The sequence below is a fragment of the Microbacterium sp. H6 genome (genome assembly GCF_003314775.1).
Lineage (GTDB): Bacteria > Actinomycetota > Actinomycetes > Actinomycetales > Microbacteriaceae > Microbacterium > Microbacterium oxydans.
The window spans coordinates 257-3,723 of the sequence record NZ_QOAY01000299.1; the positions used below are offsets into that span (position 1 = coordinate 257).

The 3,467-nt window shown below is 68.7% G+C and carries 4 protein-coding genes; 1 reads left to right on the forward strand and 3 read right to left on the reverse strand.

Features of this window, described 5'->3' with window-relative positions:
* The 3 genes from DSP71_RS19270 to DSP71_RS19280 form a co-directional block, all read right to left on the reverse strand.
* A partial coding sequence (locus DSP71_RS19270; protein WP_258546559.1) for a pirin family protein occupies window positions 1–854 on the reverse strand: 854 nt, incomplete at its 3' end.
* The gene (locus DSP71_RS19275; RefSeq protein WP_058632153.1) at window positions 851–1,195 is read right to left on the reverse strand and encodes a GNAT family N-acetyltransferase; all 345 of its coding nucleotides are present in this window, start codon (window positions 1,193–1,195) and stop codon (window positions 851–853) included. The genes DSP71_RS19270 and DSP71_RS19275, both read right to left, overlap by 4 nt.
* 120 nt (window positions 1,196–1,315) lie before the next feature.
* Window positions 1,316–2,758: an MFS transporter gene (locus DSP71_RS19280; RefSeq protein ID WP_113681846.1), complete on the reverse strand. Its 1,443-nt coding sequence runs from the start codon at window positions 2,756–2,758 to the stop codon at window positions 1,316–1,318.
* A gap of 59 nt (window positions 2,759–2,817) precedes the next feature.
* Here DSP71_RS19280 and DSP71_RS19285 point away from each other — a divergent pair, with 59 nt between their 5' ends.
* Window positions 2,818–3,327 (forward strand): MarR family winged helix-turn-helix transcriptional regulator, encoded by a 510-nt coding sequence (locus tag DSP71_RS19285; protein ID WP_058632155.1) that lies wholly within the window; start codon window positions 2,818–2,820, stop codon window positions 3,325–3,327.
* Window positions 3,328–3,467 lie beyond the last annotated feature (140 nt).

The following is a 3,467-nucleotide window of genomic DNA, read 5'->3' on the forward strand; positions in this document are numbered from 1 at the left end:
TCGTGCCCGGCCACGACTCCGAAACGGTCGGACGCCGCCTCCCACTCCTCGCGGGCCTCGACGATCTCTTCGTGTGTGCGTCCGGCGAAATTCCACCACATCACGATGTCGTCCTCGAACGGCTCACCGCCCAGCAGGAAGAGCAGGGCGCCCTCGGTGCTCGACACCTCGACCGCATCGCGGGAGTCGCCGAGGTAGAGCAGTCCGTTGCGGTCGAGTGGATGCCCGGCCACCACGGCATCGCCTTCGACGAGCATCAGCGCGTGCTCCCAGTCGGAACGCAGTGGCAGGCGCACGCGCGAGCCGGGGGAGATGACGACCTCGGCGCCGACGATCGGGGTGTGCACGGTGGCGGGCGAACGCACCCCGGCGAGTTCGCCGAGCACGACCGTGGCCTCGGCATCTGCTCCCTCTTCGGCCGGGAGTGCGAGTGTCGGCAGCGCGGTGTGCCGTTCGAAGCCGGGGGCACCGCGGCGGGCCGAGTCGGGCAGCACCACCCAGAACTGCAGGGCGTCGAGCGGCACCGGTTCTTCACCGATCGAGTACTCCGAGTGCGAGATGCCGTCGCCCGCTGTCATCAGGTTCAGCTGCCCGCGGCGCAGGTCGGCGTCGCTGCCGAGCGAGTCGCGGTGGCGGATCTCTCCGACGAGCGGCCAGGTCACGGTCTGCAGTCCGATGTGTGGATGCGGCTCGACCCGCATCTTTGTGTCGGCGGGACCGAACCGGTCCAGGAAGCACCAGGCGCCGATCGTCGGCAGGTTGCGGTGAGGCAGCGCCCGCAGCACGTTCATGCCGCGCACTCCGCCCAGCGGCACCTCGCGGGGCTCGAGGATGAGGCGGTGCTGCCCGATCATTCGGCTCGGCCCGTCGGCTCTTCGCCCGTCGATGCGCCATGGCTCGGCGACGCCCGCGGCCAGCGGATCTCGGCTCCGGCGATCTCGTGCGTTTCGAGGTACTTCGCGATGTACGGGCACAGCGGGACGATCGCCTCACCGCGTCCTGCGGCATCCGTCAGCGCTGCCGATGCCAGCTTTCCCGCCAGCCCCTGGCCCTGGAACGCCGGGTCGACCTCGGTGTGGATGAAGCGGATCGATCCGGGGCGCAGGTCGAACTCCGCGAAACCTGCGAGCACGTCGTCGGAGCGGATCTCGTAGCGCGACTCGTCGTCGTTGCGGGTCACGGTGATGTCGGTCATCGGAGGCTCCTTCGAACGGGTTGACTCCAACCTACGCCCGCGTGAGATCGCTGGGGCGGGCGAGAACCCGGTCCGTCTGGCGCCGACGCAGACGGTCCGGGTTCTCGCCCACCGATCCGGTCAGCCCGCTGTTTCCATCACGGCTACCCCGTGCGCATCCTCCCGACTCTTCTTCGGGAAGAGGAAGGTGAGTGCGAGGAAGGCGACGAGCATGATCGCGGGCACGATCAGGGTCTGCTGATACGCCTCCGCCGGGGTACCGGAGTCGATCGCATCGAAGAACACCGAGGCGAAGATCGCGACACCCACTGCGCTCGCGATCGCCTGGACCGCGGTGAGAACGCCCGAAGCCGAACCGATCTCGTCGTCCTTCACCGCGGCGAGGATCGTGCTGAACAGTGCGGCGATAATCGCGCCGCCGCCGACCCCGAACAGGGCGATGCCCGGGGCGATGGTCCAGATGCTGAAGTCGCCCGGCTGCTGCAGCTCGAACCACAGCAGTCCCGCGCCGAGCAGCTGCGTGACTGCTCCGAGCTGCAGCACGGACCGCCCGATCTTCTCGGCGAGCCATGCGCCGCTGATCGCACCGCCGACCGCGGAGCCGATCGCGAGTGGCAGGTTGCTCAACCCCGCCTCGCCGGCGCTGAAGCCGTTGCCGACCTGCAGGAACAGCGTCAGCACCAGCTGTGTGCCGGTCAGGCTGCTGAAGAACAGGGCGATGCCCACGAGCCCGAAGGTGTAGGCCCGACGCGTGAACATGGTCGCCGTGACCAGCGGCACTCCGCCGCGGGCGAGGAGTGCGCGCTGCTGCACCCCGAAGAGGATGAAGCCGGCAAGGCCGGCGGCCACGCACGCCCAGGCCCACAGCGGCCAGTCCAGCTCGGGTCCGAAGGTGAGGCCGAGCACGAGGATGCCGGATGCCGCGACGATGACGGCTGCGCCGAGCATGTCGATGCGGACCGCCCGATCCCCCGAGCGTCGCGGCAGGATGCGCCAGGCGATGACCAGGGCGACGATCCCGATGGGGATGTTCACGAGGAAGACCGAGCGCCATCCGAGCCCGAGGATGTCGGCCTCGATCAGTCCGCCGCCGATGATGGGGCCCAGGATGCCGCCGAGGCCCAGCGCCGGACCGAAGATGCCGAATGCGACGGCGAGCTCGGCGCCGGAGAGGTTCTCACGCAGCAGACCGAGGCCCTGGGGGAGCAGCAGCGCGCCGGCCGCGCCCTGGAGCAGACGGAAGGCGATCAGTAGCTCAGCGGTCGGCGCGAGGGAGCACAACAGCGATGCGATCGTGAACGCCGACAGGCCGAGGAGGAACATCCGGCGCCGCCCGAAGCGGTCACCCAGGCGACCGCCCAGGATCAGTCCCGCCCCCAACGCGAGGGCGTAGCCGCCGATCACCCACTGCAGGCCCAGGGCGTTCGTCCCCAGGGAGGACTCCAACGAGGGGCCGGCGACGTTGACGATCGTCGCGTCGAGCATGTCCATGATCTCGGCCGCGAGCATCACTCCGAGGATCGCCCAGCGCCAGCGGTAGGGCGCTTCTGTCGCGTCTGTCATATCGTCTCAATCCTTGATTATCAATCAAATTAGCAATATGAAGTATTACCATGGTGCGCATGGATGTCAAACGGTCCGAGCGGGCGACGGAATCGGCCTCGACGTATGACCCGTCACGTCGGCACGACGCCGGCGAGATCGACGAGATTGACATCCGCACCCGCGTGCAGCAGCTCACGATGCGTCAGCAGCGCTTCGAGCGCTCGATCGCCAAGCAGCTCGAACTCGACGCCCCGGGCCTCGAGGTGCTCGACCACCTCATCTCCCGCGGCCCCACGACTCCGACCGAGCTGGCCCACCGCGTCGAGATCTCGACCGCAGCCATGACTCTCGTCCTCAATCGCCTCGAAGATCGCGGCCATGTGCGCCGAGATCGGCATCCGTCCGACGGGCGAAAACTCATCGTGACCGCGTCAGAGGATGCCGCCGCCGATGCCGAGCGCCTGGTGGAGCCGCTCATCGTCGAGGTCGAGGCGCAGATCGCCGCGATGAGCGAGGGCGAGCGGGCGACGGTGGCGAAGTTCCTCGACGACCTCATCCGCGCCTACGACCGGTCGACCGCGAGCTGATCGAGACTGCGCCTGTGGATGAGGCGCGGCCCACGTCGGCGGGGGTCGTTACGCTGGAGGGATGCCGCAGACTCCCCGTGACCCGTACGCGGACCTGCCGTACGCCGACGAGCCCTATGACGACGGGTGGGAGTCGTCCA

What these genes read in the sequence shown, in the direction of transcription:
- DSP71_RS19280 (WP_113681846.1), bottom strand. Translation starts at nt 2,758, where the DNA reads ATGACAGACGCGACAGAAGCGCCCTACCGCTGGCGCTGGGCGATCCTC.
- DSP71_RS19285 (WP_058632155.1), top strand. Translation starts at nt 2,818, where the DNA reads ATGGATGTCAAACGGTCCGAGCGGGCGACGGAATCGGCCTCGACGTAT.
- DSP71_RS19275 (WP_058632153.1), bottom strand. Translation starts at nt 1,195, where the DNA reads ATGACCGACATCACCGTGACCCGCAACGACGACGAGTCGCGCTACGAG.